The organism is Microvirga sp. VF16 (genome assembly GCF_016864375.1).
Classification (GTDB): domain Bacteria; phylum Pseudomonadota; class Alphaproteobacteria; order Rhizobiales; family Beijerinckiaceae; genus Microvirga.
The window spans coordinates 2,152,085-2,165,611 of the sequence record NZ_CP069354.1; the positions used below are offsets into that span (position 1 = coordinate 2,152,085).

General features: G+C 66.0%; 13 protein-coding genes. All 13 read right to left on the bottom strand.

The window, feature by feature from the left end; genetic code table 11:
* Nucleotides 1–30 precede the first annotated feature (30 nt).
* Nucleotides 31–2,421 carry a heavy metal translocating P-type ATPase gene (locus JO965_RS10265; protein WP_203443528.1) on the bottom strand — a complete coding sequence of 797 codons (2,391 nt, stop codon included), beginning with the start codon at nt 2,419–2,421 and terminating at the stop codon, nt 31–33.
* A gap of 105 nt (nt 2,422–2,526) precedes the next feature.
* Nucleotides 2,527–2,817 (bottom strand): copper-binding protein, encoded by a 291-nt coding sequence (locus JO965_RS10270; RefSeq protein WP_203443529.1) that lies wholly within the window; start codon nt 2,815–2,817, stop codon nt 2,527–2,529.
* A 44-nt stretch (nt 2,818–2,861) separates the two neighbouring features.
* Nucleotides 2,862–3,353, bottom strand: coding sequence for a plastocyanin/azurin family copper-binding protein (locus JO965_RS10275; RefSeq protein ID WP_203443530.1), 492 nt, complete (start codon nt 3,351–3,353; stop codon nt 2,862–2,864).
* A 32-nt stretch (nt 3,354–3,385) separates the two neighbouring features.
* Nucleotides 3,386–4,798 carry a multicopper oxidase family protein gene (locus tag JO965_RS10280; protein WP_203443531.1) on the bottom strand — a complete coding sequence of 471 codons (1,413 nt, stop codon included), beginning with the start codon at nt 4,796–4,798 and terminating at the stop codon, nt 3,386–3,388.
* Between the two features lie 15 nt (nt 4,799–4,813).
* Nucleotides 4,814–6,298 (bottom strand): TolC family protein, encoded by a 1,485-nt coding sequence (locus JO965_RS10285; RefSeq protein ID WP_246776799.1) that lies wholly within the window; start codon nt 6,296–6,298, stop codon nt 4,814–4,816.
* A gap of 24 nt (nt 6,299–6,322) precedes the next feature.
* Nucleotides 6,323–6,580 (bottom strand): hypothetical protein, encoded by a 258-nt coding sequence (locus JO965_RS10290; RefSeq protein ID WP_203443533.1) that lies wholly within the window; start codon nt 6,578–6,580, stop codon nt 6,323–6,325.
* Between the two features lie 202 nt (nt 6,581–6,782).
* On the bottom strand, nt 6,783–7,181 hold the full coding sequence (locus JO965_RS10295) for a hypothetical protein (RefSeq protein WP_203443534.1): 399 nt from the start codon (nt 7,179–7,181) through the stop codon (nt 6,783–6,785).
* Nucleotides 7,182–7,258: 77 nt separating this feature from the next.
* A complete protein-coding gene (locus JO965_RS10300) occupies nt 7,259–7,471 on the bottom strand; it encodes a heavy-metal-associated domain-containing protein (RefSeq protein WP_203443535.1) in 213 nt (70 codons plus the stop codon).
* A 212-nt stretch (nt 7,472–7,683) separates the two neighbouring features.
* The gene (locus JO965_RS10305; protein WP_203443536.1) at nt 7,684–9,054 is read right to left on the bottom strand and encodes an adenylate/guanylate cyclase domain-containing protein; all 1,371 of its coding nucleotides are present in this window, start codon (nt 9,052–9,054) and stop codon (nt 7,684–7,686) included.
* Between the two features lie 208 nt (nt 9,055–9,262).
* Nucleotides 9,263–9,751 carry a Cu(I)-responsive transcriptional regulator gene (gene cueR / locus JO965_RS10310; RefSeq protein ID WP_203443537.1) on the bottom strand — a complete coding sequence of 163 codons (489 nt, stop codon included), beginning with the start codon at nt 9,749–9,751 and terminating at the stop codon, nt 9,263–9,265.
* A gap of 214 nt (nt 9,752–9,965) precedes the next feature.
* On the bottom strand, nt 9,966–10,184 hold the full coding sequence (locus JO965_RS10315) for a hypothetical protein (protein WP_203443538.1): 219 nt from the start codon (nt 10,182–10,184) through the stop codon (nt 9,966–9,968).
* Between the two features lie 270 nt (nt 10,185–10,454).
* Nucleotides 10,455–11,093, bottom strand: coding sequence for a hypothetical protein (locus JO965_RS10320; RefSeq protein ID WP_203443539.1), 639 nt, complete (start codon nt 11,091–11,093; stop codon nt 10,455–10,457).
* A gap of 30 nt (nt 11,094–11,123) precedes the next feature.
* A complete protein-coding gene (locus JO965_RS10325) occupies nt 11,124–12,518 on the bottom strand; it encodes a selenium-binding family protein (RefSeq protein ID WP_203443540.1) in 1,395 nt (464 codons plus the stop codon).
* Between the last annotated feature and the right edge of the window lie 1,009 nt (nt 12,519–13,527).

The window sequence follows — 13,527 nt, forward strand, 5'->3', positions numbered from 1 at the left end:
AGGCTCCATCGAGCCCGCCCGGCTTGGCCGTCAGAGCCGCACCGTCCGAAGCCGGATCGCGTTGCCGATCACGCTGACCGAGGACAGCGCCATGGCGGCCGCCGCGATGATCGGCGACAGCAGGATGCCGAAGAACGGGTACAGTACGCCAGCCGCCACCGGCACGCCGAGCGCGTTGTAGATGAAGGCGAAGAACAGGTTCTGACGGATGTTGCGCATCGTCGCCCGCGACAGCCGTCGTGCCCGCACGATGCCGGTCAGGTCACCCTTGAGCAGGGTCACGCCCGCGCTCTCCATCGCCACGTCGGTGCCGGTGCCCATGGCGATGCCGACATCCGCCGCCGCCAGCGCCGGCGCGTCGTTGACCCCGTCGCCGGCCATGGCGACGACCCGGCCCGCACGTTTGAACTTGTTGACCACGGCGCTTTTCTGGTCGGGCAGAACCTCGGCCTCGACCTCGTCGATCCCGAGCCGACGGGCCACCGCCTTCGCGGTGGTCCAGTTGTCGCCGGTCAGCATTACGACGTGCACGCCCTCGGCCTTCAAGGCGGCGAGGGCTTCCGGAGTCGAGGGCTTTACCGGGTCGGCGATGGCGATGGCGCCGGCCACCTTCCCATCGATGCCGGCGAAGATCGCCGTCGCGCCGTCCTCCCGCAGCCTGTCGGCCTGCTCCGCCAAGGGAGCCACATCGATGCCGTGCTCGGCCAGGAATGCCTTATTGCCAAGGGCGATGCGCAGACCCTCGACGGTGCCGAGCGCACCCTTGCCCGTGGGCGAGTCGAAGTCGGTGACGGGCGCGGTGGCGACGCCCTGCTTCTCGGCCGCGGCGACGATGGCGACCGCGAGCGGATGCTCGCTCGCTCGCTCGACGCTGGCGGACAGGCGCAGGATGTCGGCCTCGGTGAAGCCGGGGGCGGGCACGATGGCGGTGACGGCCGGCTTGCCCTCGGTGAGGGTCCCGGTCTTGTCGACCACGAGGGTGTCGACCTTCTCCATGTGCTCCAGCGCCTCGGCGTTCTTGATCAGCACACCGGCCTGCGCTCCGCGTCCGACGCCCACCATGATCGACATCGGCGTGGCCAGCCCCAGCGCGCAGGGGCAGGCGATGATCAGCACCGCCACGGCGGCCACGAGGCCGTAGGAGAGTTGCGGCGCGGGCCCCCAGATCGCCCATGCGATGAAGGCAAGCACCGCCACCCCGATCACCGCCAGCACGAAGTATCCCGAGACCTGATCGGCCAGGCGCTGGATCGGGGCACGGCTGCGCTGGGCCTCGGCCACGAGCTGGACGATCTGCGACAGCATGGTGTCGCGCCCCACCTTCTGGGCTTCGATAACGAGACCGCCGGACTGGTTCATGGTGCCGCCGATCGCCTTGGCACCGACCTCCTTGGTGACCGGCATCGACTCGCCGGTGACCATGGACTCGTCGACAGCGCTGCGGCCCTCGACGACCACGCCGTCCACCGGCACCTTCTCGCCCGGCCGCACACGCAAGCGGTCGCCGACCTGCACGGTGTCGAGCTGAACCTCCTGCTCCGTGCCGTCAGGCAGGATCCTGCGCGCCGTCTTGGGAGCCAAGTCGAGCAGGGCGCGGATGGCGCCGCTCGTCGTCTCGCGGGCCCGCAGTTCGAGCACCTGTCCCAGCAGGACCAGCACCGTGATGACGGAGGCCGCCTCGAAATAGACCGCAACGGCACCGTCATAACCGCGGAAGGCCGCCGGGAAGATGTCGGGCGCCAGCGTGGCGACCATGCTGTAGACCCACGCCACGCCGGTGCCCATGGCAATCAGTGTGAACATGTTCAGGTTGCGCGTGACGAGGGATTGCCAGCCGCGCACGAAGAACGGCCACCCGGCCCAGAGCACGACCGGGGTCGCGAGCAGCATCTGGATCCAGTTCGAGGTCTGCTGACCGATATAGTGGCCGAGGCCCGTCAGGTGGCCGCCCATCTCCAGCGCGACCACCGGCAGGCTCAGGCCGAGGCCGATCCAGAAGCGGCGCGTCATATCCACGAGCTCGTGGCTCGGACCGGTCTCTGCCGTTGCCAGCACGGGTTCGAGCGCCATGCCGCAGATCGGGCAGGAGCCCGGCCCCACCTGCCGGATCTGCGGATGCATCGGGCAGGTGTAGATCGTGCCCTCGGGGACAGGTTCCGCCTTCCTCTCGGATGCCGGCTGCACGTATTTTGCGGGCTCGGCCATGAATTTCGACTGGCATCCGGAGGAGCAGAAGTAATACGGCTTGCCCTCGTACTGGGCCCGGTGCTGGGTCGCATGCGGATCCACCATCATGCCGCAGACCGGATCCTTCACCTTGCCGGCATCCGTCGCAGGATCATGGTGATGTCCCGCGTGGGCGCCATGGTCATGATGGTGCTCATGGCTCTCGTGGCCCTTGGTGGCTGGGGTGTCGGTCATGGCTGTTCTCCACTGACGCTTACGGGCAGTGCGGCTACCCTGAGGCTTCCCATGATAGGAAGGTCAAGCGACCGGAACCCGACCGGTCGCCTGTCGCCCCAGCTCCTATTTGCCCTTCTGGATCCTCACGACGCTGATCTGGCCGTTCACTCGGTCGGCTTGGAATTGCACCTTGTCGCCGGCCTTCATGCCTTGGAGCAGGGCAGGGTCCTGGACCCGGAAAACCATGGTCATGGCATCCATGTTGAGGTTCGGGATCGCACCGTGCTCAATGGTGATCTTGCTGGCGGATGTGTCCACCTTCTCGACGGTGCCCGAGACCACTGGCAGGTTCTGAGCAAGGGCAGCGCCCGACAGAGCGAGGGCGGCGATCAGGCTGATGGCGATACGCTTCATAGGGAACTCCTTTTCGGATCTTGATGACGAGGGGATTGGTGCCGTCACTTGACGACGACGGTGCCGTGCATGCCGGACTCGTAGTGACCCGGGATCAGGCAGGCGAACTCGAAGGTGCCGGCCTTGGTGAAGCGCCAGACGATCTCGTTGGAGTCTTTCGGGGTGAGCCGCTTCCCGTTCGGATCGTCGTGCTCCATGTCCGGGTTCTTCTGCATCTGGACCTTGTGCTTGGCGTTGTTCTCGATCGAGTCGAGCATGAACTCGTGATCCACCTGGCCATGGTTCCTGAGCACGAACTTCACCTGCTCGCCGCGCTTGATCTCGACCTTGTTGGGCTCGAACAGCATCTTGGCGTCGTCGGTCTCCTTCATGGTGACCTCGATCGTGCGGGCGACGGGCTTCGTCGGGTCGCCCGGCTCACCGGCCGCGAAGGACTTGTGGCTGTGTCCGGGCTCGCCGGGACCGGCAAGCGCCAGCCCGACGGAGAGCGCCAGCGCCGCTGCGGCGCCCATGAGGGCCAAAGTGCGTGTCTTCATCGATTGCTCCTGTTGCATCGGTTGTGTCGGAATCAGTGATTGTCGTGGCCGCCGGCCGCGCGGACCGGGCGCTTGCGCGGGTCGACGGCGCGGAATTCCGTCGCCTTCACGCCGCTGTCGGGCGGGATCGCGCGGGCGGGTTCGGCGAGCTTCGCGCCCGTCCACTCGTAGGCGACCGTGCCCTCCGGATGCTTGTACCAGCCGGGATCCTTGTAATCGTCGGCCGCCAGGCCGGGACGGACCTTCACGACCGAGAACATGCCGCCCATCTCGACAGGACCGAACTGGGCGAAGCCCGTCATCATCGGCAGCGTGTTGTCGGGGAGAGGCATCTCCATCGAGCCCATCTCGCCCATGCCGGCCGAGCCCATCGGCATGTAGCCTGGAGCGACCTTCTTGATCGCCGCTGCGGTCTTCTTCATGTTGACGCCGATATAGGTCTTCACGTCGTGGCCCATGGCGTTCATGGTGTGATGCGACTTGTGGCAGTGGATCGCCCAGTCGCCCGGGGCATCGGCCACGAACTCGAACGCACGCATCTGACCGACCGCGACGTCGACGGAGACCTCCGGCCACTGCGCCGCCTCCGGCACCCAGCCGCCGTCCGTGCCGGTGACCTTGAAGTCGTAGCCGTGCATGTGGATCGGGTGGTTGGTCATGGTCAGGTTGCCGAACCGGATCCGCACCTTGTCGCCCTGACGCACCACGAGCGGGTCGATGCCGGGGAACACGCGCGAGTTCCAGCACCAGAGATTGAAGTCGAGCATCGTGTTGACCTTCGGCACGTAAGACCCGGCCTCGATGTCGAAGGCGTTGAGCAGGAACACGAAGTCGCGGTCGACGCGGCGCTCGGCCGGATCGCGCGAATGCACGACGAAGAAGCCCATCATGCCCATCGCCATCTGCACCATCTCGTCGGAGTGCGGGTGGTACATGAAGGTGCCGGACTTCTGGCAGATGAACTCGTACACGAAGGTCTTGCCCGGCGGGATGTGCGGCTGGGTCAGGCCGCCGACGCCGTCCATGCCGTTGGGCAGGAGCTGGCCGTGCCAGTGCACTGCCGTGTTCTCCGGCAGCCTGTTGGTGACGAAGATACGCACCTTGTCGCCCTGCACCGCCTCGATGGTCGGGCCCGGCGACTGGCCGTTGTAGCCCCACAAATGCACCTTCATGCCGGGCGCGAGCTCGCGCACGACGGGCTCGGCGACGAGATGGAACTCCTTCCAGTCGCCGTTCTGGCGCCAGGGCAGGGTCCAGCCGTTGAGGGTGACCACGGGTTGGTAGTCCGGCCCGCTCTTGGGATAGAGCGGCGGCTGCATCGTGGCCTCGGTCATGGTCGGCGCCTCGGGCAGGCTCGCCGCCTGTGTGCGTCCGCTGATGATGGAGGCGCCGGCAAGGGCCAAGCCTCCGGCGCCGAGGAAGTTCCTGCGCGATAGGTCGGTCATTGAGTCTCTCCCTGGTCAGTGCCCGCCGCCACCGCCGCCAGCGGCGGCAGCCACGGTTACTCCGCGCCCTTCACCGCCGTTCCCGGCACCGCCGCCGACGAGGGCGGCCTTGAGGTCGGTGGCGGCGATCCAGAAGTCGCGGCGGGCGTTGATGGCGTCGACGTTGCTGAGGATGCGGGTACGCGCGTCGATGATGAGCTGGCTCACGTCGACGAGCATGCCGCTGTATTGAAGGGTTGCCTCGTCCTGGATCCGCTTCTGCAACGGCAGGACGCGGCCCTGGTAGTGGCGGGCGAGGTCGTAGTGGCCGCGGTAGCGCAAGTAGGCCTCGCGCGCCTCGGAGCGGACGTTGACGGCCCGCTCCGCCAAGCGGTTGGCTGCGGCCATGTAGGTCTCCTGCGCGTTGCGGACGCCCACTGCGCCGAAGTCGAAGATCGGGATCGTGAACTCGGCCTCCAGCCCACGCCGCTTGATCCTTTCGCTCTCGACCACGGTCTCGCTGCCCTCGGTGAAGACCGACGTCGTGCGCTCGTAGCTGGAGAGGCCGGCGAGCTCGATGTCGGTCACGAAGCGGGTGGCGTTGGTCAGACCGTATTGCCCCGCGACGGCATTCAGGTCATGGCGCAGCGCCTGGAGGTCGACACGCCGTTCGAGCGCCCGACGCTCGATGTCCTGGGCTGAGGCGATGCGGGCGGGCAGGGGTGGCAGTGAGTTCGGCAGGCGGAAGTCGATGTCCCGGCCCCACAACCCGAGCTGGCGGATCAGGCGCTCGCGGGCGACCTTCTGCTCAATCCGCGCACGGGCAAGCTGCGCGCCGAGTTCCTGGTAGAAGGCATGCTCGCGGGCCTGTTCCAGTTTGTTGAGGGCGCCGCTCTCCCCGAGCTGCTTGGCGAGCTCCGAAGCGGTTTCCGCCGTCCCGAGCGCCTGCTGCACGAAGGCGACCTGCTGATTGGCCGCGATGGCTCGGTAGTATTCCCGGCGTGTGTCGGCGGCCAGCCGCAGTACGGCCTCGGCGGTGCGGAACTGGGCGGCGCGGAAGCGCTGCTCGGCGACCGCCGTCCGGGCCGGCAGCGTGGCGAGCTCGAACAGCCCGATCAGGATCTGGCGTTCGATCTCCAGCTCCAGGCTGCCGCCGAGGCGGGACAGGGAGACGGTCGGGCTCGGAGGGAGACTCGTGCGGACGTATTCGGCCTCGGAGACGCCGAGGTCGTTGAACGCCGCTTGCAGGCCGCGGTTCTTGAGCAGGGCGATCTGGACGGCGCTGTCCGCGGTCAGGGGGCGCCTGAGGAGGGCTTCGGCCTGCTGCTGCGTCGCAAGCGCATCGGCCTCGCTGGCGACCTTCACGACGTCCTTGTTCAGTTCCGCGTAAGCGACCGTTTGCGCGCTCGACAGCCCGCCGTCGGCCGAGAACGAGACGCAGCCGCCCAGCATCAGGGTGGCGGCGACGCTCCCGAGCAGCCGCAGCCTGCGCGCCGGCCCCGCATGTTCGTTGTCGATCATTGTTTTCGTGTCCTTGCGCATGGGTCAGCGGCCCCTGCGGGCGGCATCGTCGCTGTCGTCGCGTTCGGAATCGGCCCCGGGGGCGACGCGTCGGTTGAGCTCCCGCCAGTCGAGGGGATCGACGACGTCGTATCCACGCACGCCCGCGGTGATGGAGGAGTAGGCCGGCGGGCGGGCGCCCATGGCAGGATCAGCCGCCGCGACGAGATAGGAGGGGTGTTCGGAAGGTACGCAGCCAGCCAGGCCGAGGCCGAGCGCAGCGAATGAAATGAGCTTCAACATGGGATCCGTCTCCGGGCGGACCTCTGCGACAGGGTCGATGTCAGGATTGCGGCAGAGACGGCATATGTCCGTCTCCCATCACGGGCCTGGCGTTCTAATCACTGCGGCGGGAGGATGACCGGCTCGAGCTTCAGGTCGGGCAGGGCTGGCCTTGGAATGCAGCCATGCCGATGCGTGCGGGCGTCACTCGCCCGCGCCTGGGTCAGACGGTTCGTGGGGGCCTGTCGAGGCCGCCTGCGGTGATGCCCTCGACCTGCTCGTCGCCGGGCAATGCAACGGGGATCGTGGACATCGCAGGAGTGGAGAGGTCGGGAAGCACGCTGGCCTGGAAGGCGTGACAGGTTCCTATGCTGCAACAAACGGGGCCGGAGCAATCGTGCGAGCCCTCGTCGTGATCGGCCACAGCGCCCAGGTCGGCGCCGTGAGACACTGCCTCGTCAGGGTGCTCGTGATCCTCGTCGAAAGCGGCATGGGTGTGCCCCGCACTGGCTGTCGCGGCGTGCGGATGCCCGGCCGATGCGGCCGCCTGCGGCACGGAGATCGGGAAGATCGCCATGGTGATCGCAAGCAGAGCAACGATGATGGTACCCATCAGCCGCAAGGGGGAAGCGCTCCTGTTCGTCGGAACCGGATTTGTGTCATGGCCGGCTGGATTCGACAAGATTCGGCCCATCGGATTCACCCGAGAGGCAGGAGGATCGGCTCGGCCGTATAGCCCGCCTCCCGCAGGGCGCGCAGGAGGGCGGACTCGAAGCGTGTCGAGATGACACGGAGGGTGCGGGCCGGGATATCAGCCGTGATGCGCACCGTTTGGTCGATGTCCCGCAGGGCCCGGACCACGAAGCCCAGGCAGCCTCCGCACTTCAGGTCGGGCACGTGGAAAAGATGCATGGTCGGGATCTCGATTCGCTTAAGGTTAGATCGGTCTGGGCCTTCCCACGGTGGCAAGGTCAAGCCGAGGTTTCTCGCCCTATCGGAGAGGAGCGCGAATACCAGGCCGCTCGCACCGGAGCCCGGTAGGGACTGAGCACAACCGACGCCGCCGACCGTAGCGGAAGCGGACGCTTGCAACGCATTCCGCCAGCCTTTCCTGAGGTGCCCGCTTACCCGCACCATATGTCGATGGGGGCACTGCGGCCTCTCAGGTTGCGAGGGCCGACGGACCGAAAGGCATCGACGACGGACAGATCACCTGCCGCCTCGCGAGCCCTTGTCATGAAGGACTCGCTGGCCACGATTCCGCAGTCCAGCTCACGCGTGATGCCCTGGAGGCGGCTGGCCGTGTTGACCGTGTCGCCGACGACCGTGAACGCCATCGAGCGCTCGGAGCCGATGTCGCCCATGACGACCGGACCGTAGTGAAGGCCGATGCCGATCCCGATGACATCCTGGCCGCTGCGCGCACGCTCGTCGTTCCACCGCTCTACCTCGGCCAGCATGGCCCGGGCGCAGGCAAGTGCCCGGACGGCGTCGTCCGAAGCGGGATCGGGAACCCCGAAGGTGACCAGAAGGGCGTCGCCGATGAACTTGTCCAGGGTGCCGCCGTGCGCGAAGACGATGCTCTCCATCCGGGCATGGAATCCGCGCAGGAGGTGCATGACCTCCTCGGGAGCAAGCCGCTCGGAAAGCGTCGTGAAGCCCTTGATGTCCGCGAAGAGCACGGCCACCTCCTGCCGCCGGTCCCCGCCGAACGGTTGGTCGGAACGGGCAAGCCGCTCCACGACCCGGGGCGAGAAGTAGCGGGCGAGGTTGGCTTGCCGACGCTCGGCGCTGGCACGGGTGAGCGCCAGGCGGCGTGAGCGTTCGACCGCCGCCGTGAGCGCCGCCGCCACCAGAAGCAGCACGAGGGCTTCGGAGTACCAGTGCCCGATATGCACGAAGGCAAGATTTCGAAACGCTTCGACGGAGTTCGCGACGATGCTGCCCGACATGCTCGGAACGCCGATGCGGATGTCGGGGTCGAGGAAGGCAACGGCGAGGGGAATGGACCAGCCCAGCACCGCACAGATCCCGGACCACATCAGCAGGAGGGGATCGAGGGCAAAGGTGCGCAGGGCCAGCAGGAACACGAACCAGAGCACCAGGCCCCCCTTGAGGGTCACGGTGATCGGGATCGTACCTTCGAGCCAGGGATTGGGCAGGGCCAGGACGACGCCAAGGATCACGCTGTCGAGCAGGGCGAACGCCATGGCGATGCCGCGCGGATGGCGGTGTCGCTTCAGGATCGCGAACTCGGCCAAACCGGAGGCGAGGACGGCTCCCACGGCCGCGAGGTTGAACACGGCGGCCCAGCCGACATGGAACAGGTCGTGCCCGAGCCAAACGAAGGCCACCGCGAGAAGCACGATGCGGACCTTGGCGGCGAGGCGCAGCCCTTCCTGCTCCTCGAGGCGCAGAGAGGCGGCCACGCGATCCGGCAGGGGCGCGGCTCCGAATGTGCCCAGGAATGGCACCGCAACGCCGAGATTGATCATGATGGCGTCCTCACCTCATTCGCCTCCGGAAGCACCCTGGATGGTACATGAAGGCTGGGGCGTTCGTTCAGTTGTCGCGAGGCGAAACCATCGCTTGTATGGCGGGAAAGGCCCCCGAGCGACGCGAAGTTCTGGCTAGCGCATCGTGCGGACCCGAAGGGCCGCGTCAGCGAAACGTGGACCCGGTTTTCCGTATCCATCCGATGCTCTAGTTGCGCACCATCTTCTGCGCCGTCGTTCGACGTGCGGAGCGGAGGCCGACAGACCCGAAGTGCAGGGTCGAGCGGATGTCGAGCAATTCCGCTTCATGGCCAGTCTGAAGCCCCTCGATGATCGGGCATTCAGGGCGACCGTCTCCGTGGCAATGCTCGGCGAGATGACTGAGGGTCGCGGCCATCTCCTGCAACTCGCGCGCCTTCCGCTCCAGGGACTCGACATGCTCGAGGGCGATCCGCTTCACGTCCGTGCTCGCCCGGTCCCGGTCCCGCCACAGCGCGACGAGTTCCGCGATCCGCTCGACGGAGAAGCCGAGGTCGCGGGCGCGGCGGATGAAGCCGAGGGTGGCGACGTCGCTTCCCGAGTACACCCGGTACCCGGCCTCGGTCCGGACGGTCTTCGGGATCAGCCCGATGGACTCGTAGTAGCGGATCATCTTGGCCGAGACGCCCGATGCCGCAGCCGCTTGTCCGATGTTCATGGCCTGCCCTCCTGCCTTGCGGTGACGATCCTCATCGCTCCCATTTTGGTGTAATCCTTCCCATCATGGGAAGGTCAAGCGGCAAAAGCCCTGGATGGCGCACCTTCGTAATCGCGAGGGTCGCCCGGCTGCCGGAACTATTGCGAACATGCCGGCATGACCGCTTTGGACTGGATTCCAGATACCCTTCGCCACTCGGCAGCGCGACGTTCGCTCAGTGTGGGCGGGTCTGTTCCTGCGAGAGGACCAGCCGCTCGGCCTGTACCTCCTGGAAGCCGGCGAGGCCCGCCTGACCCGCTCGGATCCGAAGGGCCGGGAGGTGATCCTCTTCCGGACGCACCGTGACGACCGCGAACCTCACCGACACCACAGCCGCCATCGGGGCGACGCAGGCGGCACTTCGGGCCGCCCACCTGAGGTACCATCTTGCCACGGTGGAGATCCTGACCGCGGAGCAGGTTCGGCGGTATGGCGAATTGCGGGGCTACGTCCGCGTTCAATAGGACATCACAGCGGAGCATTGCGCACCGAATGCTGAGGAGGTTGGGAATTGGCACTTCCTTGAAGTAGCCGAATGTGCGCTCACGCGGGGATCACCAGACATTCCAAAATGACATGCGAACTTCACCGCCTGACCGTAGGGCCCCAATCGCATCTATGCATGCAACGCGTTTCGCCAGTGAGGTCCGCCGGGATCTTAACGTCACCCTGCCAAAAGAAAGATGCCGCCTCCTGCCAAGGCAACGCTCCAGAGAATATCCATGTTGAGCCAGCCCCGCCTCAGAAATGCGAGCCCTTGGTCATAGACGATCAGGCTGACAGCTCCGATCACCGCCAGCATCACCCCTGTGTGAACAGCGAGCGCCACAAATGAAATCGGAACTGAGGTCGAGGCGGTGAGTTCGCCGCCCATGCCCGGCGAAACGCACAGCGACAGGAGCGCGGGGATCAGCATGAAGCCGGCCCCGTGAGCACTGGCCACCATGAAAGACCATAAGGCCAGACCGGCCAAGCCGGTTTGCATCCCGATCCGGAGAGGGGTGCGATGGCCGGCGAGAGTATGTGTGGCCGCCCAGGCGATCAGGAGGATTCCGGCGCCGCGGCCGAGGAACGTCGCATCGACGACCGTTCCGAAGACGATCACCGCCAGCAGAACAGCGCCCACCGCTACAGCGTGGCCGAGGGCAATCGGTGCAAGGGCGAGAACCACAAGGCCCCGGCTCTGACGATGAAGGCCGAGTGCGACGGCAAACAGCCAGCCCATGGCGGGATTCAGGCCATGGAACGCGCCGAGCCCCGCAAGAGCCATCCAGGGCCAGAGTGTGGAGGAGAGCGTGTTCATCCTCATTCACCGGATCGGCAGGGACCGCCGTCAGGGATAACAGTAGGAGTCGGATGAGCAGTCACCGCCCTCAAGCCGGACCTGATGCGGCCGATGCCCCTTGGGCCATTCGATGAAGAAATCCTCGTCGAACGCGATGCCGCCCTCCGGATCCGCATTCAGCTTCACCATCCAGCCCTCGAAGCCGCGGTGGTAGAACTGCTGATCGATGGGGCCGTAGAGCGAGTTGGTGAAATACACCCGCCGCCCGTCACGGCTGATCTCGACCATCTGCGGCCCGCCCGTCAGGTGCCCGTTCTTCGCCTTGGGATGAGAGGCACGGGACACGATCCCGCCAATCCGCACCGTGCCGGTGAGCTTGGGGTTCAACGGGTCGGAGACGTCGTATTGCTGGAGATCGCCCGTACCCCAGCACGACACGTAGAGGAACCGGTCATCCATGGACAGGTCGATATCGGTCACGAGCGGCGGCACCGCGCCGAACCCCTTCAGCATATCCGGCAGGTCATCCGGGCTCGCGGGTTCGGCCGGGATGGTGATGATCTTCTTGACGGCCCAGTGATCGCCCTCGCGGTACCAGGTCCAGATGGAGGAGGAGAGATCCTTCAGGCTGATCACGCAGTTGACGAACCCATGTGCCTTCGTCGGATCGTGCGCCGGCCGGAGCTCGAACACGAGCTGATGCTCTTCGCCGAAGTCGATCTCCTGCAAATGCTTGCGTTTCAGCAGATCCCAGAAATGCAGGCGCCGGCCGTATTTCGAACCCAGCAGGACTTCCGGCACGAGGCCGTTCTCGAAGGTGTCGGGCGTGCCCCATTCGCTGGTCACCAGCGTGTCGTATCCCAGATGCCACCATCCGTCATAGGCGAGCTGCTGCGATCCGCGGTCCACCTCCCAGCGTCCGAGCGGCTCGAAGCTCTCGTGATCCATGACGAAGATGCCGCCGGGCGCCTTGCCCTCGGCATTGCCAAGGGCCGTGACGTAAATACCGTCCGGCCCGCAATGAACCGTGTGTGGTCGGGTGTAGCCGGTCCGCTCGGCGATTACCTCAGGCTCGATCACCTTCACGATGGTGGGGTTGCGCGGATCAGGCTTGGTGTCGAGGATATGAATCCGGGACGAGCGCAGCCCCGGCACGACAAGATAGCGCCGCTCCACGTGAGGATGGGGCATGTTGGGACACAGGCAGGACGAGCACGCATTCCAGCCGAAATGGTGCAGTTCGTCGCCCGTATTCGGCATGGCCACCGAGCCGACGATCTTGGCATAGGAAGGTGAGGCCGGGTCAAGGTCGACAACCGCGATCCCGTCCGGTTGTTCGCGGTCCGGATCGAACATGGCCACGTAGGCCAGCGTTTCGGGCGGAGCTTTTTCGGCTAGGCGTGGAGAAGGATAGAAACTGGGATCTGGCTGCCAACGCGTCACGACACCCTCCCTGATCGCCCCCTGGGCCGACGGCAAGTGTCTTTATCCTTGTGCTGACTTCGGCAGTATATCGCATCCTCCAAGGTGTGTCGCCCCAACCATGATGGCGGATCCGCCGAATGCGAACTTCTGCGGCTGGCACTTGGCTGTGATACGCCGAATGTCCGCTCACGTGGCAAGCACCGGACATGCCGAAAAGTCGGCGAACGTCGCTACCCGATCCCGGAGGGGCCACACTCCGTTCGATTGCCCTCAATGGAACGGCGCCGAACGCAACGGGCGTTCCAGCATGGCCCCGTTTGCGGCATCCAGGACGAGACCAAGTGATCCGCCGGGCAGGATCGCGTTACAAGCGCGGCATCCCTCGCAACACCCTCACCGTCATCCCCGGACTTGTTCCGGGGATTTCCCGAGCATCCATGGTTTATCCATATCGATGTTCCCAAGACGTGGGTGGCCGCAACATGGGCGGCCATGACGGCTGTGGATGACGACAGGTCTGTCAAAGAGCCAGCGCTTTCGGGCCCGCAGCTTGCGCTGCGAGCCTGAGTGGTGATCGAGGGTGGCGCGACGGGCAGCCCGGCTCGATGTCTGATGGGAGATGGAAGAGCCGGAATGCCTCTTCGCGCACGGCTTCTTGAGGCGGACAGGAGAGGCCGGCTCAGTCAACCGCCGCAGGCGGTGACCGTCTGCGCGACGGCGGCCTGCGACCGATCCCGACCACCAACCCACATCCTGGGCCTCCCGTCGAATGAGGCTGCGTCACCTCAGCCACGGGACCGTGCCTGCTCCCACACTGCGACGCCTCGCGAGCGCGCCCCTCGCCAGGAGCAGATCTAAGGCAATGATATAGCCGAGGTTAGGATCATTGTCAAGAACAAAAGATGAACATTGCCTAAGCACCCATCGCGTCATCCCCGGGCTTGGCCCGGGGATCCACGCCTTGGAACCATAACGTTGCAAAGACGTGGATGGCCGGGTCGAGCCCGGCCATGACGGCAGAGGGGTT

Bases quoted from the DNA above. Each gene is read 5' to 3' on its own strand.
- JO965_RS10265 (WP_203443528.1), bottom strand. From the start codon at position 2,421: ATGACCGACACCCCAGCCACCAAGGGCCACGAGAGCCATGAGCACCAT.
- JO965_RS10270 (WP_203443529.1), bottom strand. From the start codon at position 2,817: ATGAAGCGTATCGCCATCAGCCTGATCGCCGCCCTCGCTCTGTCGGGC.
- JO965_RS10275 (WP_203443530.1), bottom strand. From the start codon at position 3,353: ATGAAGACACGCACTTTGGCCCTCATGGGCGCCGCAGCGGCGCTGGCG.
- JO965_RS10280 (WP_203443531.1), bottom strand. From the start codon at position 4,798: ATGACCGACCTATCGCGCAGGAACTTCCTCGGCGCCGGAGGCTTGGCC.
- JO965_RS10285 (WP_246776799.1), bottom strand. From the start codon at position 6,298: ATGATCGACAACGAACATGCGGGGCCGGCGCGCAGGCTGCGGCTGCTC.
- JO965_RS10290 (WP_203443533.1), bottom strand. From the start codon at position 6,580: ATGTTGAAGCTCATTTCATTCGCTGCGCTCGGCCTCGGCCTGGCTGGC.
- JO965_RS10300 (WP_203443535.1), bottom strand. From the start codon at position 7,471: ATGCATCTTTTCCACGTGCCCGACCTGAAGTGCGGAGGCTGCCTGGGC.
- JO965_RS10305 (WP_203443536.1), bottom strand. From the start codon at position 9,054: ATGATCAATCTCGGCGTTGCGGTGCCATTCCTGGGCACATTCGGAGCC.
- cueR (WP_203443537.1), bottom strand. From the start codon at position 9,751: ATGAACATCGGACAAGCGGCTGCGGCATCGGGCGTCTCGGCCAAGATG.
- JO965_RS10320 (WP_203443539.1), bottom strand. From the start codon at position 11,093: ATGAACACGCTCTCCTCCACACTCTGGCCCTGGATGGCTCTTGCGGGG.